We start from the raw sequence: 21500 nt of genomic DNA, 5'->3' as shown, positions 1-21500 counted from the left end.
TGAGTGATCAAAGATTGCCTTCTTTTCATTCGTACTACGAATATTGCTTAAAAGCTAAAGTTTTTGTTTTTCCTCATAATGTTGCGGTTCAATCTCCATCTCTTCAAGCTTTTGCCATAAACTCTCCAATGATTCTTTCTTATTCAGGTAGAAGTCTCGGCCCCGGAGACGCCAGAATTCCCAGCCGGCTCTTTCAAGGGACTCCTGACGAACCTTGTCTTCTTCGAACTTTTCCGGTCCGTGCCACTTTTCGCCGTCACATTCTACAGCAAGTCGATTTCTCATACCTTCGACTACAAGATCGATGCGGTACCGTCCTACTTTCACTTGCGGAGTTACTTTATATCCTTTTGCAAGAATGGCGCGCAAGACATCCACTTCGAACGGAGAATCACAATATTCCTCGAGATTCTTCAGTTCATCAGCGACCCGTGACGGGTTTTTGCAGTAGCTGAGCAGTTGGTAACGGAAGTCATCGGGTTTCAGATCATTAGTGTCTACGGAATGATACAGGCGCATCTGATTCTTGGCACGACTTGCAGCTACGTTTATCCGCTGCTTTTCACTATTCTTTGTCAAAGAGCGGAACCTTCTTTCCGGTGCAACGACCATCGACATGAAAATAACATCCCGTTCATCCCCCTGTAGAGTGTAAGCATCCCCACATATCACCTTCCGCTCTACAAACTCTTCGTCACCAATAGCCTCACGAAGTTTTGTCTCCAATAATTGAGCCTGCTTTTGTCCCTGCAGGGCAATAACACCAAAGGTCTGCCCGTCATACGCAGGATCACTCACCATTTCCTGCATATCTGCTGCGATTTTATCCGCTTCCGGCTCATTGATATCCTTTTCTTTAGCATCGTTGTACCCATCTTCGACTTTCCGTGCGAGTACAGGTGGCTCCAACTTCTCTTCTTCCACAGGGAGACGCAGCGGAATCATTTCTCCCCCATAACTCAAGTCATTTGAAAATTGAATAATTTCCGGCACACAGCGGAAATGCTCCCGCAGCATGAGCTTTCCTTCTTTCGGAAAAGTTTGCTCGGCCATTTCATACAAAGAGATGTTTCCGTCGAAGAGATTGGCGTTTGGAACATCGTAAAGATACCGACGTACAAGTTCCTGTACGTCTTCATCCTTCGTTCCGATAGCCTGTGGGCTGATCTGTTCCTCGTCCCCGACGACGATCATCTTCTCGCCGCGCATGAGAACATTCGTCGAAAACAGATCACACTGACTGCTTTCGTCAAAAATGATGACATCAAATTTTTCATTCGTCACCGGGAAGTTCTCAAGCACCTGGTTGACCGGCATAATCCAGACCGGAATGGCACCCTGAGCCGTCTTCATGGAGTTACGAGCTCCCTTCAGGTTCCTCTGAGCTGACTTTCCGGTGCCTTTTCCATACCGTTTGATGTAAGTCTTCCAGGAAGACAGCGCTCGTTTCTCTTCATCCGTAATACGCTCCATTTGTGATTTCCACGTTGAGTCGGTGACCACTTCACGGATTAAACGCTTCTGCTCTTTATGCTGTTCTTCGAGTCTGTCTTTCAGGCGACCTACGTTTACATCTTTCGTTTCATCAAGCCACGTTTGCAGCTTCTGATTCTCGAGGGCGTCTTTATAATTTCCCGGCATTTCCTGTTCTTCGCCGACTTTCGACTCCAGAAAAGCGGCAGTTGCCGGCAGCGACTGTTTTAATTTTTGAAAGTATTCATAAAATTCCACTACCAGCTTCTTGCGTTCTCCGAAGTGAAGTAACTGATCTACAGCAGTCTCCCATTTCTGGTTATCTCCTGTCTCCATCGCAACAATGAATTCATGGATAATCGGATGGATATCTGTTTCGTTCGATACCTCTTTCAGCTTAGCCGTTTCCTCTTTCTGACGAATTCTCCAATGGTTCAAAGCAACATACTTATCCGCTACATTCAGCTCTTTACGAAATTCTTCTATATTCGCAAAGTCATAGAAATCTATTTCAATAGGAAGTTGCTGTTTGATCTGTTTGATTTCGTCAACATACTCTATTACTTGCCTGATAGCTTCCAACGCTTCTTCCGCTTCATGCGGAAATCTGGAATTACCCTGACTTATTTCTTCAGCCCCTACTTCCTGCAAGTTTCCGTTCAACACGCGGGCTGTCTCTTCCTTCAATTTCGCATACTCTAAGTAATGTTCTATAACCTCAAAATCTTCCACAGTTTCAAGTGGTTTTCCATTCAACACTTCTTCTTCAAATAAATACTTTGTGGTTTTTCCTTTAAACAGAAAGAAGAGGAAGGAAGGCTTCTTCCCTTGTTCTACAGGTTCCTTAGCCGTACGTATATCTTCTTCGATTTCTTTCAGACTTTTGTCAGGAAGTTGGACATTTTCGGAAATCAAGTCGTTATACAGTTCAAACAGTCTCCCTACTCCTGTTTTTTGCTCCTTATACAGGTTGCGCCAGCGCGCTTCTCTGGAACCTCCTGCTTTCAAATCATCAACGATCATGCGGGAAGAATCTTCTTGTAACAATGTCTGAAAGGAAAGAACCCTCTCCATACGTTCCGCCCACTGTGCGAGGGAGGCTCTATCTTCCTTTAACTGGTAGGTGTCAATGATCCGTTGTCCTTCATCTTCGTAATCATCCAGTTCTCCTACCTCTTCGACCAGGTCATTGAATTTCGGTACACTCATAATTTCCATATCAAGCGACGGAAGGCGTTTGTCGCGTAGAGAAAGCTCTTCTGTTCTGAGCCGATTTTTCAAAGTCCAGAATTCAGTCCATTCTTCTACAGAAAGGGGAAAGACAACTTCCATGCCAATATCGTCTTTGATCCAGGAATAGTCTATGTCCGTATGGGCAAGTTGTTTGGCTACATCATACTTATAGAGCTTTTCCCCACCGTAGATAAGGGGCGTTCCTTCTTTCTCTGTATATAACTTCAACTTATTCGTCAGTCGTGCTTCTTCCCGCTTGCTTTCATCCAGCAGCTGGAGATTATGTTCAATATTCTTCCTGAGTCTAGGTTCGTCTAATTCACCCAGCTGTTCACTGAGCGTGCGGATCGACTTTTCAATACCCTCCATGGAATCGCGACCTCCACCCAAAACCGGGACACAAAGATCCTGGATGGACTCGGGGATTTTATCCTTCAGCACTTTAAGAGCATTCTCTTTCTGTGAAGTAATAAGAATCCTTTTTCCCTGAGAAAGAAAGTGGGATACAAGGTTTGCAATCGTGTGCGTTTTCCCTGTTCCTGGTGGTCCCTGTACAGTGACACCAAAGTTATTATCGATCCGATTCACTATATTCCTTTGCTGCTCATTGGCGGGTAAAGGAAAATAAAGATGATCTTTCGGTAGAGGGTTCTTTGTGTCTCCTTTTCCTTCCGTTGAATTCCGAGGAGATTTCCCTTCAAAAATAGAAGTGACCGCCTCCGTCATTTCTAGAGAACCATCCTCCACGCCTCCGATAATTTGCTCAAGATCCTCGCGGAGGACACGGACTTTTTTACTTCGCACAGCGAAGACTTCTTGATTATAGATAGCAGGTGTCGCTTTAATATCTATATGTTTCTTCATATCTTTTACTGCGCCGTCGGGATGTATGAGCGTGACGAATTGTTCAAATAACTCTTCAAAATCTTCGTCAATTCCCTGGTCCTGCATAGATGAAATAACTTCGTCTAGAATCCGACGGTTCGGTAATTGAATACCAGAGAACATGTCTCTTTCCACTTTCACGGTATCTTCAGAGGTTTTTGCGATAATTCTCTTCTGTCGCGGATTCAGCTCGAGTTCAAGCTTCGCGGAAATAACCGGATGCCTAATGGTTCCCACTGATTTACCGCCATGGCTCCACGTTAGTATGCCTCGCCCATAGATGAACTCCAATGTGTCCCCTTCTTGATCGAAACGGGAAACCAGGTGGAAAAATTTATCATAAAGATCTAAAACGATACGCTTTTCTCTGAGTTTATCCGCCCATTCTTTCCATCTTTTTTCCCAAGCATTAAATGCCTCCACTCGTTTCGGTTCTTCTTCGAAAGATACAGTAGTTGCTTCTTTGTCGTCACTTTTCTCTTTACGTTCTATGTAATAGGTCGGCAGATGATCTATATCCTTTATATTTCCCTTAATCCAACCCTCGAGAATGAAAGGTACTTGTGGAGGGCGTTTATCTTTTTCAGTTATGGAAGGTCGATCGATTTCGAACACGCGGTCTTCTTCTACACATTCCTCAAACAAACGGACACCTTCTAAATCTTCAATAGATTCCCTTTCCCATACCATTTCATATCCTCGGTAATCTCTGTCGACTTTTCCAACCAGATTGTTCAGTTCGAGCAGGTATTTAAAAAATCTAGCTCCTTTATCGTTTTGAACACTTTGCATGCAGATGCACCTCGCTATGTTATTATTTCCTCTTTTTTCTATTATTACATGAGAAAACCCACTTGTGTATCGATGAAATACAAACCGTAATTTAAATTCAAAAAAACGATTACCTTTTAAAGTAATATCTCTCACTGTTATACTTTACCAAAAATGTAAAAAAGCAGAGGACAAGAATTTAATCTGGCTTCTCTGCTCTTTCTATATTATTTACTTATTAGATAATTACACTACAAGCCTGATCCGGTTGCCGGACGGGTCCTCCGTCACAACAGCTCCTTCTCTTTCCGTAACCGGCGCACCGAATTCCTTCAAGCGGCGGACGGTCTGATCCACTGTCCCTTTATCCGGAAGCACGATCGTAAATGACTCCAGCCCGGGAGTCTCCCGGGAAGCAGCAGGTATGCCGGTGCCGGCCCACGTATTCAGGCCGATGTGGTGATGATAGCCGCCGTCCGCCAGAAACAGCGCCCGGTCTCCGAGACGGCTCACTGTAGCGAACCCGAGACCGTCCGTGTAAAAATTCTCGGCTTCCTGTAAATCAGAGACGTGCAGGTGGATATGACCGATTACTGTCTCTTCCGGCAGTTTCCGAAAGTTCTCCGCAGACTCACCGGAATTTCGAAGATCTTCGAAATCGAGCGGGGCCACGCCCATAATCACTCCGCCGTTATGCCATTCCCACTCGGACGGGCTACGGTCGGCGTAAATTTCCAAACCGTTGCCGTCCGGATCACTGATGTACAGCGACTCGCTTACGAGATGGTCGGCCGAGCCGACGGGTATGTTTTTATCGGCTAAATGGTCGAGTACTTCTGCGAGGGCGGCTCTTGAAGGTACGAGCAGAGCCAGATGATACAGTCCTGTCCGCTCCCGCTCTTTTCTCGCGGGCGTCCCGAGTTCCTCGAGAGACAGCAGTGCGTACTCACCGTCCGCCGTCAGCTTGACTCTGTCCGCTTCCCGCTCAAGTACGCTGAGCCCGAGATACTTTTTATAAAACTGCAGCGACGTGTCGAGATCCGTAACTCTCAGCACGACATCTTTTACGAATCTGAACGGCCGTTGATGATAAAACATTTCCTCTCTTCCCTTCTTTTAATACTGCATATGTTTCTGCTTGTCATTTTACCTCCTCTCCGCTTTTTTAAACGCTGTTTGAAAACCTGCCATAAAAAAGAAGAAGCGGACAGGAGTATCCTGTCACACTTCTTCTCTCACTCTGATTCCTCTTCCTGTTTCATCGCTTTTATGACCTGATCCTTCGGGTCCCAGCAGTTAAACTGATAGGTCGGTTTTGTGTCGAACCCGAGCCTCTCGCAGTAAATGCGCCGGTCTCCGTCGTCCTGTACGTCGATACGGAAATGTTTGCACGTAGCACAACAGTGATAGCGTTCAATCATCCGGATACCTCCATTCCGTCAGCGGATCTTTCCCTTCCGGGTACGGCGGGTAGACAGATGGATGCAATAGGTGAGCGACTTTCACAAGCCCTGCCAAAAGCCGCGGAGACGGCCTGCAGAACAGCGGCTCCTCGAGAACATGAAGTTCCTTATTTTTAATCGCCTGCATCTCTTCCGATTTCTCACGGCTGTGAATGACTTTCGTATTCACTTTCTCCTGGCGTACACCGACCCAGACGACACACATCACATCAGGGTCCCTCGTTCTTACTTCTTCCCAGTCCGTCTGTACACTCGCCTCTTCCCGGTCATGGAAAACGTTCACAGCACCCGACAGGTCACTGATTTCCGTTAACCAGTTAGCGGCACCCGGAGTGAAGATCGGCTTCGGCCACCATTCCCAGTACACTGTTTTCTGCTCCTCCACCTGTTCAGCAAGCTTTTTGTAATGCTGGAGGATAGACTGATACGTTGCGTGCAGTTGCCCGGCTTTTTCTTTCGTTCCCGTCGCTTCTCCAACGAAAAGCAGACAGTCCCCGACTTCCGTCAGCGTTGTCGGGTTCGGTACGATAACATAGGGAATACCCCGCTCCTCCAGACCTTCGATATTCTTCTCCATGCCGGGCACGGTCAGCGAAGCGAGCACCATATCCGGTTCCAGCTCCTCCACGAGATCCATGTCGATGCTTAAATCAGGGCCCAGTCTTGGCAGCTGTGCGATCGTTTCCGGCCAGTCGGAATAGTCATCCACTCCGACAAGTGACTCCTCCAGACCGAGATACACCGCAAGCTCAGTGTTACTCGGACAGATTGATATCAGTTTCATAATCTTCCACCTTCCCTTTCCGGTACGCTGTACATTTTTCCACCCATTTTTCTGCCACCTCAGGACAGGAACCGAAATGGAAATGCGGGAAACCGGCTACTGCGTTATGAATCAGATAACCGGTGTCGCCCGCCCCGCCCGTATCTTCCGTATGATAGGCAGCAGGCACCTGTTCTTCTTCCGGGTGAAAGACGGCATAGTGGAATTCATGACCTTTGACGACGAGATTTTCCAGCAGAAAATTGCCGCTTCTGCCGCGTATTTCTCTGTACCCTATCGCAGCCAGGTTTTCCTGCATGCGGATTTTCCCGGGGATCACTCCCGTCATCGGGTGCGTTTTACCGTCCGTCGTTTCGATTGAATCCGTCAAATACATGAAACCGCCGCATTCCGCAAGCGTCGGTAATCCCTCCTGGACGGCCTCACGGACAGAAACCGCCGCTTCTTTTTCTTCCGCCAGGCGTGATGCGAACTCTTCCGGAAAGCCGCCTCCGAGATACAGACCGTCCGCCTCATACGGCACGCTCTCTCCCCGGAGCGGAGAGAACTCGATCAATTCTGCTCCCTTCGCCTGCAGAATCTCCAAATTTTCCGGATAGTAGAAGTTGAACGCCGCATCTTTCGCCACGGCGATCCGGACCCGTGTATCCCGCTTCTCCTCGAACATGGAGGGCTCTCCCCCGGTTTCGACCGGTTCTGTTCCGGACAGTTCCAGCAGCCGGTCCACATCAACCGTCTCAAGAACCAGATCTCCGAGCCTGTCAAAAAAGGCATCGAGGTCTCCCCGTTCAATCGCCGGGATAAGGCCAAGATGACGCTCCGGCATCTGGATGCCGGGTTCCTGTTTCAAATAGCCGATTACGGGAATGCCGCACTCCTGTTCAATCGCCGTTTTCACTAACCGGTAGTGACCGTCACTGCCCACTTCGTTTACAATGACGCCAGCGATTGCCGTCTGCTCATCGAAAAGCTGAAAGCCCTTCACGACAGCGGCTGCACTGCGGGCCATGTTCACGCAGTTCACGACAAGGATGACCGGACTTTTCGTCATCGCGCTTATCTCAGCCGCACTCCCGCGGTTGGAATCCGGACTCTTGCCGTCGAACAGTCCCATCATGCCTTCGATGACAGAAATATCGGCGCCCCGCTTTCCGTTTATAAATACGTCAGTCATCTGTGAAGGCGTCAGCATCCAGCTGTCCAGATTCCGGGAAGGGCGTCCCGTCACCGCCGTATGAAAAGTCGGGTCTATGTAATCCGGGCCGCATTTGAAGCCCTGTACCTTTTGCCCCCGCTTCTTTAAAGCCTCCATCAGTCCGAGCGTGATTGTCGTTTTACCTGTTCCGCTTCCGGTACCGGCAATAACTATTTTCTTCTCCTTCATTTCTACTTTCCTCCTTTCCTGAGCGGTTATATAAATAAGCTCACTCTATATTGAAAGCGCTTAAGTAAAAATTTATTTCATTTCCGTTTTTCATTTCCCAATAAAAGTATAGTACAGTAGTTATATTTTGTGAAATTTCAATAAATACCTTGCATTTTTTTATTTCAGGAAGAAAGAGGAATTTTGCCGCTTATTCCCCTTAAGCGAGCTTTACAGAACATTTACCCCGGGTTAATAAGGTAATAACATTCATACTTTACAATAGAACTTGCAGAGAAGGTAGTCATTCTCTTTTTCTGACAACCATCGATCCGTGAGGGGGAGAAAGTATGAAATCGAAATTATTGTTTCTCGCAACAGCAATTCTGTTTTTGATTGTTTTGGCAGCATGTGGAAATACAGAAGAGAGTAAAGGTACAGAGGAGGACAGCCAAAGCGCAAATGCAGAGAGTGATGGTCCGGAAGTCGTAGTGGACGGGTCGTCTACTGTGTTCCCCATAATGGAAGCTGTGGCAGAAGAATATCAGAAAGAAAACCCGGACGCCCGCGTAAACATCGGCACCTCCGGAAGTGGTGGCGGCTTTGAAAAATTCGCAGCCGGTGAGACACACATATCCAATGCCTCACGTCCAATCAAGGACGAAGAGAAAGCATCTCTTGAAGAAGCAGGAATCGACTACACGGAATTCGAAATAGCTCTTGATGGCCTATCCATCGTCGTCAACAAAGAAAACGACTGGGTCGATGAACTGACAGTCAAGGAATTGAATAAAATGTGGTCCTCCTACGGGGACGTAACCACGTGGGCGGATGTCAGAGAAGGATGGCCGGAAGAAGAAATTCAATTTTACAGCCCCGGAGCAGATTCAGGTACATTCGATTATTTTAGCGAAGTAGTCCTCGGAGAAGAAGGCGAGATTCGTCAGGATGCCTCATTATCCGAGGATGATAACGTACTGGTCCAGGGAGTGACGGGTTCTAAAAACGGCATCGGTTACTTCGGATACGCCTACTATGCTGAAAATAAGGAACAATTGAAGGCCGTACCGATTGTTAATGACAGCGGAGAAGCAGTGGCACCTGATCAGGAAACGGTCCAGTCCGGTGAATACAATCCTTTCTCAAGACCGCTCTTCGTATACGTGAAGCATTCGGCACTTGAAAATGAAGCGGTATATAATTTCACGGAATACGCCCTGAAGAATGCCGGTGCGATATCGGAATCGGTCGGTTATGTCGGAAAGCCTGACAGCGCCTACGAAGAAGCGTTGCAGGAACTCGATAGCATTGCAGGGAAGTAACACGTGCATACCAGCACTCCACTATGTAAAAGGGGAGTAAAGTCATGACAGTAAACATTAAAAGGATGATAGATGAAAAGAAATCAAATCGGCGTTTCCTTTCTATTCTTGAGAAATCAGTACCGGCCTTTTTCCTGCTTTGTGCAAGCATATCCGTGTTGACGACCATCGGCATTACTCTGACGCTGTTAGTAGAAACCGTTACATTCTTTAACCGTATCTCCATTGTAGAGTTTCTGACCGGAACAGAATGGTGGCCCTTTGGCGAGAATGCCAGCTATGGCATTCTTCCCTTGATAACCGGGACTCTGTTAATAACAGCCATTGCAATGCTTGTAGCACTTCCCACAGGACTGGCATCGGCCATTTATTTAAGTGAATTTGCTCCGGGTAACGTCCGAAAAGTTGTGAAGCCGGTGCTCGAAGTTCTCGCCGGGATTCCTACAATTGTCTATGGGTTCTTTGCTCTTACATTCGTAACACCGATGCTTCAGCTCTTTATCAAAGACTTACCTATCTTCAATGCTCTCAGCCCCGGTATTGTTGTGGGTATAATGATCATTCCCATGATTGCTTCCCTGTCTGAGGATGCGATGAGCTCCGTGCCTGATTCCATGAGAGAGGGAGCTCTGGCTCTCGGTTCGACCAGACTGGAGGTCGCCCTTAAAGTCGTCGTTCCGGCAGCTCTCTCCGGAATCGTAGCATCCTTTTTGCTGGGAGTGTCCCGGGCCATCGGCGAGACGATGATTGTCTCCGTAGCTGCCGGCTCTACTCCGACACTGACGACAGACGTTACACAATCGATCCAGACGATGACCGGTTATATCGTTCAGGTGACATTAGGGGATGCTTCCTACGGCTCTACGACTTATTACAGTATATACGCTGTAGGAATGACCCTGTTCGTCTTCACCCTGCTCATGAATCTCCTGGCCCAATATATCTCCCGTCGCTTCAAGGAGGAGTACTGATATGAACCTGGTCGATAAACAGCTCGTTCAAAGAAAAAGAAAGAAACGGCTCTTCAGCAACCGGATCATGCGTCAGATTTTCTTTTCGGCTTCCGTCTTCGGAATCGTTGTCCTTGCCGTATTGCTATACCGCATATTCCGGGAGGGGCTTCCGTATCTGGACATAGATTTTCTGACGAGCTTTGCTTCACGTTTCCCGGAAGAAGCCGGGATAAAAGCAGCAATTACAGGGTCTGTATGGCTGATGGCGGTTACGGCACCTGTCTCAGTCGTGCTCGGGGTCGGCACAGCTATCTATTTAGAAGAATATGCTAAAGAAAACATGTTTACCCGGTTCATACGAATGAATATATCCAACCTTGCAGGCGTACCGTCGGTGGTTTTCGGACTGCTCGGACTTACCGTATTCGTCCGATTGATGGAGATGGGAAGAAGCATCATAGCCGGGGGGTTCACCATGAGTCTATTGATTCTTCCAATTATAGTGGTAGCCTCCCAGGAAGCAATCAGAGCCATTCCGAATAGTCAATACGAAGCCTCCTACGCCATGGGAGCCACTAAATGGCAGACCATACGCCGGGTAGTACTCCCGGCAGCCCTGCCCGGTATTTTGACAGGAGGAATTTTAGCTTTGTCCCGGGCCATTGGTGAGACGGCTCCCTTACTGATGATTGGCGCCCTATCGTTCATCGCTTATCTGCCAGAAAACATCTGGTCCGGTTTCACGGTACTGCCTATACAAATTTTCAATTGGACGGCAAGACCTCAGGAGGAATTCCATCTGGTCGCCTCGACAGGTATTATCATTCTCCTGTTTATCCTCCTGCTTATGAATTCTGTTGCTGTTCTGATCAGGCATAAATATTCGAAACGATACTGAATCCGGGAGGAATCTATGATGAACATATTAAAGGATAACAAACAACTATCACTCGTCTCTCTGAAAGAGAAGGTACAGGAAGAAACGAAGGCAATTTATGCTGTGGAGAAGTTCAACTTGTGGTACGGCGAGAATCAGGCGCTTTATGGAATAGACATGACTATACCCATGAATAAAGTTACTGCGATCATAGGACCATCAGGCTGTGGCAAATCGACATTCATAAAAGCCTTGAACCGAATGGTCGAACTGGTTCCATCCGTCCGGATGAATGGAACTGTGACATACGATGGCGAAAATATTTTCAGTCCGAAATACAAAGTTGAAGAATTGAGGACGAACACAGGGATGGTATTTCAACATCCAAATCCTTTTCCGAAATCGATTTACGAAAACGTAGTCTACGGTCCCAGAACACACGGGATCAAAAAGAAAAAAATCCTGGAGGAAATTGCAGAGAAGAGTCTGAAGGAAGCCGCCCTTTGGGACGAAGTGAAAGATCGGCTGGATGAGAATGCCTTCGGATTATCCGGCGGTCAGCAGCAGCGTCTCTGCATTGCCAGATGTCTCGCGATTGAACCCGAGGTCATTCTGATGGACGAACCGACCTCTGCCCTGGACCCTGTTTCTACCGGGAAGATTGAAGAACTCGTCCAGAATCTTAAGAAACGCTACAGTATTGTCATCATTACGCACAATATGCAGCAGGCAGCGAGAATTTCGGATAAAACGGCGTTTTTTCTGGACGGTCAGGTCGTCGAACATGCCGACACAACTACCCTCTTCTCCCACCCTGAAGATAAGCGCACGGAAGATTATATTACCGGCCGCTTCGGCTGATTCAACATTCCGCCACGCCTCTGAGCTTAGGTGGAAGCATACAGTACCCCGCTTTACGCTTACTGATCATTAAGAAAAGCATGAATTTCATTCCGGCCGGGCATCCCTTCCTGTGCCCCGAACTTCTGGATCGAGAGGGCGGAAGCAGCGTTCGCGAATTTTACTGCCGAAGTCATCGATTCGTTTTCGGCGAGTGCGACGGCCAGGGCCCCGTTGAACGTATCGCCCGCACCTGTCGTATCGATGGGAGTCACAGGGTAGGACGGCACCGTGACGGATTCGCCATTTTCACTGTAGGACACCCCGGCTTCGCCTTTAGTGATAACCAGCTTATCCGCCAGATCCCCGCTTATTTCCGCTTCGCTGAACAGCTGTGCCGCTTCACTTTCGTTCGGTGTGATGTAGTCCGCTTTCTTCCAGTAGTCATCAGGAAGATTACGCGCCGGTGCAGGATTCACAATCACCGGGACGTCGTGTTTTTCGCACACTTCCAGACAATACATGACGGTCTCCAGAGGAATTTCGAACTGTAATAGTACGATATCGCTGGCTGCAATCTCCTTCTCGAACTGACGGACGTAGTCCCTGGACACTTCATTGTTCGCTCCCGGTACGATCGTAATCCGGTTATCGTTATTGGATATGATGATATTCGCCACTCCCGTATGGACCCCGTCCGTTTTTTCGACGGCAGCCGTGTCGATCGACTCTCTCTCCAGCACCCGCAGCATATCCTCGCCGTGAGCGTCCTTACCCACTCTTCCGATCATGGAGACCTCTGCTCCAAGGCGGGCTGCAGCTATCGCCTGATTGGCGCCTTTCCCTCCGGATTTAATATGGAACTCATCTCCGAGTACCGTCTCTCCCTGATCAGGAACGACAGTGGTCTTCGTTATCATATCAACATTAATACTGCCGATCACCGTTACAGCCGGTCGCTTCATCCGGTACCACTCCTTTCTACGTTTGCCGGGTCATGACTTCAATCGCTATAGGAAGTGAGCGCCTTCCGGAACAATTCCCAGAACTTATCTGCATCAAGACTATAGGCAAAATTCACGTTCGGCTCCCTTCCCGTGACCGCCAGCGTATCGACGGCGGTCATGCCGTACGCAAATTCTCCCTTTGTTTCTATATCTACCCGTACATGACGCATGTCAAAAATAGATTCATCCATTAAATAGGCTACGGTGCAGGCATCATGGATCGGCGCTCCATCGAATCCGAACACTTCTTTATACGTCTTCGCAAAGAACTCCAGCAGTTCGACGACAAACCCGGATACAGGATTGCCGATCCCGTCCAGTTCCTTCGTCACGCTGTCAGTGGCCACGGCTTGATGCGTCACATCAAGCCCGAACATGGCAATAGGTACGCCGCTTTCAAATACGACTTTCGCCGCTTCCGCATCCACATAAATATTGAACTCCGCCGCCGGCGTCCAGTTTCCGAATGTTCCGCCGCCCATCAGGACGATTTCTTTGATCTTCGGCACGATTGCAGGATTTTTGACCATTGCCATCGCTATGTTGGTAAGCGGCCCTGTCGGCACCAGAGTGATATCTCCGTCCGATTCCATTATCTTTTCGATGATGAGATCCACCGCATGGGTCTCCACAATCTGCTTCTCGGGCACCTCCGGTAAAATCGGCCCGTCCAGGCCGCTGTCTCCGTGAATCGCCTCCGCGATTTCCCGCTCCTTCACCATTGGACGCTCCGCCCCTTCGGCGACCGGAATGTCCTCAAGTCCCAAAATATCACAGACCTTCAGTGCGTTCAGCGTATTCTTCTCGACTTCCACATTCCCCGCTACCGTCGTAATCGCTTCGATTTTCAGATTGCTTATGCCGGAAGCCGCCAGAATGATCGCCATCGCGTCATCGTGCCCAGGGTCACAGTCCAGTATCACTTTTTTATTTTTTTCCATTATGTACTCCTCCTTCAGGAACTGTATTAAATAAACATGCCTGCGATAGCCGCATTCAGTAATGAAGCGAGCGTGCCGCCGATCATCGCCCGTAACCCAAGCCTCGATACGTCGTTTCTCCTCTCCGGAGCAAGAGAACCAAGCGCCCCGATCTGGATGGCGATAGACCCGAAGTTCGCAAACCCTGCCAGGGCGAAACTGAGTATCATCGCGGTTTTGGCGGAAAAGCTGTCAATGACTTCTCCGAGCCCGGCAAAAGCGACGAATTCGTTGATGACCACCTTCTGCCCGATGAACTGAGCAGCCCTCACCGCTTCCTCCCACGGTACTCCGATCAAGAAAGCGATGGGAGACAGAATGACACCTAAAATCAATTCGAGCGTCAGGTCTTCCATACCGAACAGACCACCTACGGCACCGAACAAACCGTTGATCAGAGCGATCAGCGACACGAAAGCCAGCAGCATCCCCGCAATCTCAAGGACCATTTTCACACCGGTCGAAGCTCCGCTTGCGGCAGCATCGATGATGTTGGCCGGTTTTTCGTCTTCCGCCATATCGATATTGATTTCTTCCGCCGGTCCTTCCGCTATACTCTTCCTCACTTCGGCAGGAAGAGGGAAAATCATTTTAGCTATCAGAAGACTTGAAGGTGCCGCCATGAAACTTGCGGCTAACAGGTACTCCAGAGGAATACCGAGGAGAGAATAACCGACGAGAATAGAACCGGATACAGAACCCATTCCTCCGACCATAATAGCAAACAGCTCCGACTCGTTCATTTTCTTGATGAACGGACGTACGACCAGCGGCGCCTCCGTGTGCCCGACGAATATATTCGCTGCGGCCGCCAGCGACTCCGGCCGGGTCGTCTGCAGCAGTCTGGACAGACCGCCGCCGAGGGTTTTGATGATCCACTGCATAATTCCGAGGTAATAAAGGATCGAAATCATGGACGAGAAAAATATGATGATCGTAAGCACCTGAAAAGCGAAAATGTTCCCGTCCCCGGCTACCAGCGGCCCGAACAAAAAGGAAATACCTTCACTCGCATATCCGATGACATTCTGAACGAGGTTCGACAACCCTTCCAGTGCTGCCCGTCCGGTCGTCGATTTCAGCGTCAGAAAAGCGAACGTTATTTGAATCAGAAGAGCCAGACCGATCGTACGCACATGAATCTCTTTTTTCTTCACGCTCAGCAGAAATGCAATTCCGAGAACGGTGGCTATACCTAACAGCCCCCACAAAATATTTATCAATTGAAACACCCCTTCAATGTAACCGGTTACAATTAACGCTGCATAAAACTTACCATGCTGGTCAGTCACCGGAATCGTTGATTTTTTAGAATTATTTAAATGATAGCGCACAGCAAACAAAAGTTCAATAAAAAAACAATTGTTTTAAAAAGGGGAATCGAATCCACTCAAGGGGATGCGCAGATGTAAAAGAATAGAAAAAATTCCAGTGTACTGATACGATATTCAGTAACGAAAGTAAAAAGACCGAATATTGCGGACCGGGAAAGGGGCACCCTCATGATTATTTATGAATCTACCAAAACAGACTTCGTCTCTGACGTAATCAATGAAGAACTCGTGGAACGCCTGTACCATTCCTACCAGGAAAAGATCGGCCGGACCTCCAAACAGGAAATCAAATCGTGGGAGAACTCGCTTCAGCGCATGTCGAACGTCATGCAGGATGAGGAGATACCGGAAGATGCATCTGTCGCTATTGAATTCAATATCCCCAACACCTCAAAACGGGTCGACTTTCTTATATCCGGAAACAACGGCGACCAGGATCATGTCATCATCATTGAATTGAAACAGTGGTCGGAGGTGGAGAAGGTTGAGGAGCAGGATGCTATCGTTTCCACTTACATAGGCGGAGGGAAACGACCTCTCCCGCACCCTTCCTATCAGGCGTGGTCCTACTCTGCTCTCATTGAAGATTTTAATGAAAACGTCCAGGAGAAACATATTTCCCTCAATCCCTGTGCCTACCTGCATAACTACCGGAAAGAAGCGGACGATCCCCTGACGGATGCTCACTACCAGGAACATTTGGACAGAGCCCCCGTGTTTACGAAAGGGGAAATCAGTAAGCTGCGCTCCTTCATCAAGAAATACGTTGTACACGGCGACAACCGTCATCTGATCTATGAAATAGAACATGGCAGGATCCGTCCTTCCAGGTCTCTTCAGGATTCCTTAAGCAGTATGCTGGAGGGCAACGAGGAATTCCGGATGATCGATGAACAGAAGGTTTTTTACGAACAGGCTTACCAGCTGGCTCTCGAAGGCGTGCACTCGGAACAGAAACACGTTATGGCGATCGAAGGAGGTCCCGGTACCGGCAAATCAGTGATGGCCGTTCATCTGTTGGTGAATTTGATCAATCAGGGGCTGAATGTACTGTACGTCTCCAAAAACTCTGCGCCCCGTACCGTATACGCCTCCCGGCTTCAGGGAACGATGAAGAAGACACATATAAACAATCTGTTCAAAGGTTCCGGCAGTTTCACAAGATCCGAACCGAATGAATTCGACGTCATCGTGGTTGATGAAGCGCACCGGCTTAATGAGAAGTCCGGATTCTACGGCAACCAGGGAGAAAATCAGGTGAAAGAACTGATCAACGCCGCCAAATTCACTATGTTCTTCATTGACGAAAAGCAGCGGGTTACGCTTAAGGATATCGGAAGCATGGGACTGATTGAGCAGTATACAAAAGAAGCGGGTGCCGAACTGATTACGGGGAAACTGGCTTCCCAGTTCCGATGTGACGGATCGGAAGCCTATATCGCCTGGCTAGAGGACACTCTCGGCATCCGTGAGACAGCCAATAAAAACGACTACGGGGTGGACTATGACTTCCGGGTGTACGAAGACCCGCACCGGATGCTTCGTCATATAGAGGAATTGAACAAAAGGAACAATAAATCACGCATGCTGGCCGGATACTGCTGGGAGTGGCCGGTGAAGCAGCGGAAAGATACGGAGTACAAGGATATTACGCTGCCCGAATATGATTTTGAAATGAGCTGGAATCTGTCGGACAGTATTTGGGCGATCGATCAGCAATCAGTCGCGGAAGCCGGATGTATTCATACCTCCCAGGGGCTGGAGTTTGATTATGTGGGGGTGATCATCGGTCCCGACCTTTATTTCGAAAACGGAGAAGTGAAGACGGATTACACGAAACGGGCCAAATCGGATCAGTCCCTGCGCGGCATTAAAAAAATGGCTAAAGAAAACCCGATCAAAGCACAGCAGGTAGCTGATGACATTATCCGGAACACGTACCGTACGCTTATGACGCGGGGCCAGAAAGGCTGCTTCATTTTCTGCACCGATCCCGAATTGAATGCATACTTTCAGGAACGGCTCAGAAAAGCGACTGTTTATGAAAACCTCTCACCCGGAGAATATTCGAAAGTTGCGGAAAGAAATGATGAGTATGGAAATTAAAATATAAGAGCGACTTTCTACAGCAGGGCTTTTATTTTGTGAGTCAAACGTTTATCGGTACAGTAGAAGGCACCGGAGCGGCTCAGAGGATACTTTCCATCTGTATTGCCGAGTTCCAGGTTCGGTCTCCCGGATAAAGCTTTGTCTACACTGAAAGCAGAGATTGACTTACGAAGAGCTATTGGAGGGGTAACATTGGATTTAGCAATGACAATCATTGCATTACTTCTTATAGGAGTTTTCTTATACATATACCGTAAGCCTCTATTCACCGACAAAGATAATATAATGTGCTTATAGCAGTATTTGTATTTTTGCCACTCGTGATTATAACTATTTTAGGGGCAGCTTTATTCAATTAACTCTCAGACGTGTTAGAAAAAATGATTCACGAAATGAACTGCGACTTTTGAGGAGGACACGCTATGACAGGAAAAAACAAAATCATTATAGGCCTTGTGATTGGGATAGCTTTATTTTTAGGGGTCCAATTAGGGATGGCTCTATCAGATAATATTTTCGTTGTGTTGGGAATAATGCTTCTTATCGGGTTGATTGCTCGGGTTGCTGCCCAGATTGTAATTAAACAAATGAAGTGAACAAGAACGGGGGACCTGAACTGGACCCCTGTAATAGAGAATATAATAAAGAGTCCCAATCTGTTATAAGAAGATCTGAGTATTGAGCCGGGGTATTCTGTAAGCATCCCCTGGTATCGATGGTTCTTATAATATTCCAAGTACCCTGAATTGCTTGTTCGATCCCGACGGTTTCCCGGGCGAGACATCTACTGTTTCAATTCAGGCTCGCTTACTCTCTTCTGGATTCCTGGAGGGCAGATGGTGCACACAATCGGAAGAAGATCGTTCCGATGATAGAAAGATACAATCCCTGTCTCTTCACGTAATACACGTATACGGTATCCGTCAAGAGAATACGTTCTGGCTTTCCGTAATCGAGGTGACATTTCAATTTATTTTAGCGCGTTCGATATTCCTGCATCGTTTGGTCGATTTTTTTATAAGATATATTTGGAGTCTCAACATATGAAAAACCCCGAACATGGACACTTTTTTAAAGTGCATTGTTCGGGGTGTAGTTCATAAAGTTTCCGGCGATTTCATTTTAAACCTGCCTCTTTATAATTTAATTTCTTCATGCGGTATGCCTGTCAAATCTATAGTATATTGTATTTTTAAAATATGCGGGGAGGCTTCTCCTAGAGAATCTTTAAGTTTATGAGCAGAAAATTTATCGGCAACTTTGTAAATCCTTCCTTCAAGTACAGCAAAGTTTCTTTCCCTCGCAGAGGAATTCTCCGGTACCCCCAGCCTTTCCATATTCTCTTCTATTTCTTTTCTGTCAAAACCAAGGTATTCCAGTTCTTCCACCATTTCGTTTAACGTTACGCCTGAGGATACTTCTTCTACCCTGACAAAAATCAAATCAGCATTAAATATACTGCTCAATTGAAATTGGCTGTTTATATTTACTATATTTTCATACTTATTTGTCGTGGTTTTCACTTCATAATTTCTATCCCCGTGTTCTACATCTACAGACTGTCCTTTAGCTCCTGTCCAGTTAGGTAAGGATGCTTTGGAATTTTGTTCAGCAAGATACTTTACTGCCAACATTTCTCCCAAAATACTGTGAACACTCTTTTCTACGGAGGCGTTCCCGATTAAATCCTTCCATTTTTTCCACCAGGTAAGTGGCTCCGTTTCCAGCAATTTTCGGTCCATCCCTTCCTTACCGGGATCAAGAAATACAGCTGCAATACTTGCAAATTCATATCGCTGATCGTTGTTTTCGCAAGTCAGCAACAGCACATTTTCTGTGCTATTGTTAATTACAATATGACGATTATAAAAATTTACATTGGTGAACCTTTCATTAACATTAACATCCTTACTGATAATTACGCCGACTCCAACCTCATTTTTCTCTTTAATTACCCATCCTTTGAAGTCTTCGCCAAGAAGTTCCACCGGCAGTTCACGAATTCTGTTTAATTCAAGAGAGGCAAAATATTCCCTTAATACATATACCAGTTCCATTATCCTTCCTCCATTTTCATACTTCGTTTAACTGCCTTTGCAATCGCTTCACTTAAAAGAGGGGGAACCGCGTTTCCAATTTGCCGGTATGCATCCCCCATGCTTCCATGAAACATAAAGTCATCCGGGAAAGATTGAAGTCTTGCAGCTTCCCTGATACTTATACCCCTGGGTTCATAAGGATGGATGTGACTGTAAGTATCCGTACCCAAATGAGCCACAAGGGTGTGTGAAGGTTTACCCGGGTGCAGTTTTTTCCACTTACTGTGAAATTTCTCCCGATCATACGGGGGGACAAACTTTTTCCTAAGCAAATTATATTCTTCAGGGTTGTTTTTCTTTGTAATATTCTTTCTTGCAGCTTCCTTTCTAAAAAGGTTATCCGCTATATCGAAGGCCTGCCGAAAATCGTCTCCCCAGTTCATTTCTTCAAATATGCGAAAATCCCGTGCTGTATACCTAAAAGAATTACCCGAAACATATGCAGCCCCTCTTGTGTTCTCTCTCATTTTATTCTGGAAATAATTTAAAGGAGAAGACTCGTAGGGCAACCGCACGTTGGATTTATAATATTGATAGATGGAATCGGCACTTTTAAATAAAGAAGGAAGATCCGACACAGCTTCTCCTGCTGTTACCCATAAAGGGGCTGCTTTAGAAGGTTGCTTTGGTTCCTTAAAAAAGGAATAGTTAAGAAATGTCTTAAATCTTTTTTCGTTGGGGGTTTTGAAACCCCTGTCAGGTCTTTGACACACAGGTTCCGGTAAATAGGGCTCACCATACTTTTCTTTGGCTGCAAATACAAATAACCTTTCTCTGACTTGAGGTACACCATAATCTGCTGCGTTAAGAATCGTCCAAAAAGTTCTGTACCCCCTTTTTTCCAACTCTGCACAGACTTCTTCCCCTAAATTTTTTCCGAAAAAGTTTACTGCCTCAGGTACGTTTTCCATAACAATAAAGTCAGAAGAAGCATCCAGTGCTACCCTTAAAAACTCTTCATACAGAAAAGCCCTCGAATCATTTAGTCCGAAACGGTCTTCTCCCAATGATCTGATTTTTGCTTTACCAATATTTGAATATGCCTGGCACGGAGGCCCCCCTATAGTAACCACTTTAGACTCCGGCTTTTCCGATACAGAAAAACTATAATTTTTAACATCGAAATTGCAGGCTGACGATTTACTGTTCGATTTTATATGAAGGTTATAATTTGCCGTCCGACAGGCAGCAGGGTCCAATTCCACGCTCTCCGCTATATGAAAGTTCTGGAGCCCAAACCCGAGAGCCATACCCCCACATCCCGAAAACAGGTCTATTACACTTATATCCGATTTATGCGACAAATATTTTTCCTCTTCTATTCTGTTACTTTTTAACGTACTCAATAAGATCCCTCACATAGCTCTCAGTTCCGCCTTCAATCAGCCCCGGTTCCACAGACCTGGTCCTGGCGGTGTTAAGCTTCATGACTTTCCTGAAAGTATCTTCTCTATGAATATTTTCCTCTCTTAATAACCTGCCGAACTGCTTCATCAGTTCCCTGGACATGTCCACTCTGTACCCGTTGGCACCGGCTCTTTCCACTAATTGTACAATAGTATCTGTACTGTTAAGTTCAAGGGTCTTTTGTGTGCTTGCAACACTTCCCTGCCATGAGAGAAAGCTGTACCACCATAAAGTTTTCAGCCAAATTCTGTTCGGCTGCAAATAGAAGCGTACAGGCGAATCTCCCCACCTTCCGTGAACAATATCCGGCATAATATTAACAGAGAGAAAACGCCATATTCCTGTAGAAGCAGCCAGATGAATTGGAAGAAAGAATTCCCCTCTCTGAAGAAAATCAAAAAGTTTCAGGCCAAAAGCGAAGTCATATTTATATCCCCATCTAGATTCCTCGGAAATATCCATTTCCCTGAGTGTCTCCTCGTGGAGTTCCAAAATTTTTGTTCTCAGCTTTTCATCGAATTCATTATCTCTCAGGGAAGGGGTGAAATTATTGGCAAACAGTTTCTTATATTCTTTGTCAGCTTCTTTTTTCGACATTTC

At 46.8% G+C, this 21500-nt stretch carries 18 protein-coding genes; 6 read left to right on the top strand and 12 right to left on the bottom strand.

Going from position 1 to position 21500, the window contains the following annotated elements:
- Window positions 1-54 precede the first annotated feature (54 nt).
- The 5 genes from BW931_RS10990 to BW931_RS10970 form a co-directional block, all read right to left on the bottom strand.
- Entirely contained in the window at window positions 55-4383 is a 4329-nt protein-coding gene (locus tag BW931_RS10990) for an AAA domain-containing protein (protein ID WP_076572306.1), read from the bottom strand.
- Between the two features lie 225 nt (window positions 4384-4608).
- Window positions 4609-5460: a VOC family protein gene (locus BW931_RS10985; RefSeq protein ID WP_076572304.1), complete on the bottom strand. Its 852-nt coding sequence runs from the start codon at window positions 5458-5460 to the stop codon at window positions 4609-4611.
- 137 nt (window positions 5461-5597) lie between these two features.
- Window positions 5598-5783, bottom strand: a complete 186-nt coding sequence (locus tag BW931_RS10980) for a hypothetical protein (RefSeq protein ID WP_076572302.1) — start codon at window positions 5781-5783, stop codon at window positions 5598-5600.
- On the bottom strand, window positions 5776-6609 hold the full coding sequence (locus tag BW931_RS10975) for a cobalamin-binding protein (protein WP_076572300.1): 834 nt from the start codon (window positions 6607-6609) through the stop codon (window positions 5776-5778). The genes BW931_RS10980 and BW931_RS10975 overlap by 8 nt, the downstream gene beginning before the upstream one ends.
- Window positions 6581-7993 (bottom strand): cobyrinic acid a,c-diamide synthase CobB, encoded by a 1413-nt coding sequence (locus tag BW931_RS10970; RefSeq protein WP_076572298.1) that lies wholly within the window; start codon window positions 7991-7993, stop codon window positions 6581-6583. Before BW931_RS10970 ends, BW931_RS10975 begins: the two co-directional genes overlap by 29 nt.
- A 329-nt stretch (window positions 7994-8322) precedes the next feature.
- Between BW931_RS10970 and BW931_RS10965 the strand changes: the two genes are divergently transcribed.
- From BW931_RS10965 to pstB, 4 genes are read left to right on the top strand one after another with little or no spacing between them, the layout of a single operon-like run.
- Window positions 8323-9294: a PstS family phosphate ABC transporter substrate-binding protein gene (locus BW931_RS10965; protein ID WP_076572296.1), complete on the top strand. Its 972-nt coding sequence runs from the start codon at window positions 8323-8325 to the stop codon at window positions 9292-9294.
- Between the two features lie 44 nt (window positions 9295-9338).
- On the top strand, window positions 9339-10265 hold the full coding sequence (gene pstC / locus BW931_RS10960; protein WP_076572295.1) for a phosphate ABC transporter permease subunit PstC: 927 nt from the start codon (window positions 9339-9341) through the stop codon (window positions 10263-10265).
- Between the two features lies 1 nt (window position 10266).
- Window positions 10267-11145, top strand: a complete 879-nt coding sequence (gene pstA / locus BW931_RS10955) for a phosphate ABC transporter permease PstA (RefSeq protein WP_076572293.1) — start codon at window positions 10267-10269, stop codon at window positions 11143-11145.
- Window positions 11146-11163: 18 nt separating this feature from the next.
- On the top strand, window positions 11164-11985 hold the full coding sequence (pstB, locus tag BW931_RS10950) for a phosphate ABC transporter ATP-binding protein PstB (protein WP_076572291.1): 822 nt from the start codon (window positions 11164-11166) through the stop codon (window positions 11983-11985).
- Between the two features lie 59 nt (window positions 11986-12044).
- On the opposite strand, the gene rbsK is transcribed toward pstB, so the two are convergent.
- The 3 genes from rbsK to BW931_RS10935 are packed head-to-tail and all read right to left on the bottom strand — an operon-like array spanning window position 12045 to window position 15171.
- Complete coding sequence (gene rbsK, locus BW931_RS10945; RefSeq protein ID WP_076572289.1) at window positions 12045-12929, bottom strand: ribokinase; 885 nt, start codon at window positions 12927-12929, stop codon at window positions 12045-12047.
- Window positions 12930-12967: 38 nt separating this feature from the next.
- On the bottom strand, window positions 12968-13912 hold the full coding sequence (locus BW931_RS10940) for a nucleoside hydrolase (RefSeq protein ID WP_076572288.1): 945 nt from the start codon (window positions 13910-13912) through the stop codon (window positions 12968-12970).
- A gap of 26 nt (window positions 13913-13938) precedes the next feature.
- Window positions 13939-15171 carry a NupC/NupG family nucleoside CNT transporter gene (locus BW931_RS10935; protein ID WP_040609838.1) on the bottom strand — a complete coding sequence of 411 codons (1233 nt, stop codon included), beginning with the start codon at window positions 15169-15171 and terminating at the stop codon, window positions 13939-13941.
- A gap of 282 nt (window positions 15172-15453) precedes the next feature.
- Here BW931_RS10935 and BW931_RS10930 point away from each other — a divergent pair, with 282 nt between their 5' ends.
- Window positions 15454-17391, top strand: coding sequence for a DUF2075 domain-containing protein (locus BW931_RS10930; RefSeq protein WP_076572286.1), 1938 nt, complete (start codon window positions 15454-15456; stop codon window positions 17389-17391).
- A gap of 17 nt (window positions 17392-17408) precedes the next feature.
- On the opposite strand, the gene BW931_RS10925 is transcribed toward BW931_RS10930, so the two are convergent.
- Window positions 17409-17609, bottom strand: a complete 201-nt coding sequence (locus BW931_RS10925) for a hypothetical protein (protein WP_076572284.1) — start codon at window positions 17607-17609, stop codon at window positions 17409-17411.
- Between the two features lie 207 nt (window positions 17610-17816).
- Here BW931_RS10925 and BW931_RS13555 point away from each other — a divergent pair, with 207 nt between their 5' ends.
- The gene (locus BW931_RS13555) at window positions 17817-17990 is read left to right on the top strand and encodes a hypothetical protein (protein WP_159435704.1); all 174 of its coding nucleotides are present in this window, start codon (window positions 17817-17819) and stop codon (window positions 17988-17990) included.
- A 540-nt stretch (window positions 17991-18530) separates the two neighbouring features.
- Here the strand turns inward: BW931_RS13555 and BW931_RS10920 are convergent.
- From BW931_RS10920 to BW931_RS10910, 3 genes are read right to left on the bottom strand one after another with little or no spacing between them, the layout of a single operon-like run.
- Window positions 18531-19451, bottom strand: a complete 921-nt coding sequence (locus BW931_RS10920) for a PD-(D/E)XK motif protein (protein ID WP_076572283.1) — start codon at window positions 19449-19451, stop codon at window positions 18531-18533.
- Window positions 19451-20839 carry a DNA cytosine methyltransferase gene (locus BW931_RS10915; RefSeq protein ID WP_234972626.1) on the bottom strand — a complete coding sequence of 463 codons (1389 nt, stop codon included), beginning with the start codon at window positions 20837-20839 and terminating at the stop codon, window positions 19451-19453. The genes BW931_RS10920 and BW931_RS10915 overlap by 1 nt, the downstream gene beginning before the upstream one ends.
- A complete protein-coding gene (locus BW931_RS10910; protein WP_159435702.1) occupies window positions 20820-21497 on the bottom strand; it encodes a DUF6339 family protein in 678 nt (225 codons plus the stop codon). Before BW931_RS10910 ends, BW931_RS10915 begins: the two co-directional genes overlap by 20 nt.
- Window positions 21498-21500: the final 3 nt, after the last annotated feature.

This window comes from Salimicrobium salexigens (assembly GCF_900156705.1).
Lineage (GTDB): Bacteria > Bacillota > Bacilli > Bacillales > Halobacillaceae > Salimicrobium > Salimicrobium album.
Note: the sequence above shows the minus strand (reverse complement) of the source record. Positions and strands in the feature narration are given on the sequence as shown.

Excerpts from the sequence above, each read along its gene's own strand:
- BW931_RS10985 (WP_076572304.1), bottom strand. The coding sequence starts at position 5,460 with ATGTTTTATCATCAACGGCCGTTCAGATTCGTAAAAGATGTCGTGCTG.
- BW931_RS10970 (WP_076572298.1), bottom strand. The coding sequence starts at position 7,993 with ATGAAGGAGAAGAAAATAGTTATTGCCGGTACCGGAAGCGGAACAGGT.
- rbsK (WP_076572289.1), bottom strand. The coding sequence starts at position 12,929 with ATGAAGCGACCGGCTGTAACGGTGATCGGCAGTATTAATGTTGATATG.
- BW931_RS10910 (WP_159435702.1), bottom strand. The coding sequence starts at position 21,497 with ATGTCGAAAAAAGAAGCTGACAAAGAATATAAGAAACTGTTTGCCAAT.
- BW931_RS10940 (WP_076572288.1), bottom strand. The coding sequence starts at position 13,912 with ATGGAAAAAAATAAAAAAGTGATACTGGACTGTGACCCTGGGCACGAT.
- pstA (WP_076572293.1), top strand. The coding sequence starts at position 10,267 with ATGAACCTGGTCGATAAACAGCTCGTTCAAAGAAAAAGAAAGAAACGG.
- BW931_RS10920 (WP_076572283.1), bottom strand. The coding sequence starts at position 19,451 with ATGGAACTGGTATATGTATTAAGGGAATATTTTGCCTCTCTTGAATTA.
- pstC (WP_076572295.1), top strand. The coding sequence starts at position 9,339 with ATGACAGTAAACATTAAAAGGATGATAGATGAAAAGAAATCAAATCGG.
- BW931_RS10975 (WP_076572300.1), bottom strand. The coding sequence starts at position 6,609 with ATGAAACTGATATCAATCTGTCCGAGTAACACTGAGCTTGCGGTGTAT.
- BW931_RS10965 (WP_076572296.1), top strand. The coding sequence starts at position 8,323 with ATGAAATCGAAATTATTGTTTCTCGCAACAGCAATTCTGTTTTTGATT.
- BW931_RS13555 (WP_159435704.1), top strand. The coding sequence starts at position 17,817 with ATGACAGGAAAAAACAAAATCATTATAGGCCTTGTGATTGGGATAGCT.
- BW931_RS10925 (WP_076572284.1), bottom strand. The coding sequence starts at position 17,609 with ATGATTGTCATTGCTAAATCCAATGTTACCCCTCCAATAGCTCTTCGT.
- BW931_RS10990 (WP_076572306.1), bottom strand. The coding sequence starts at position 4,383 with ATGCAAAGTGTTCAAAACGATAAAGGAGCTAGATTTTTTAAATACCTG.
- BW931_RS10980 (WP_076572302.1), bottom strand. The coding sequence starts at position 5,783 with ATGATTGAACGCTATCACTGTTGTGCTACGTGCAAACATTTCCGTATC.
- pstB (WP_076572291.1), top strand. The coding sequence starts at position 11,164 with ATGAACATATTAAAGGATAACAAACAACTATCACTCGTCTCTCTGAAA.
- BW931_RS10930 (WP_076572286.1), top strand. The coding sequence starts at position 15,454 with ATGATTATTTATGAATCTACCAAAACAGACTTCGTCTCTGACGTAATC.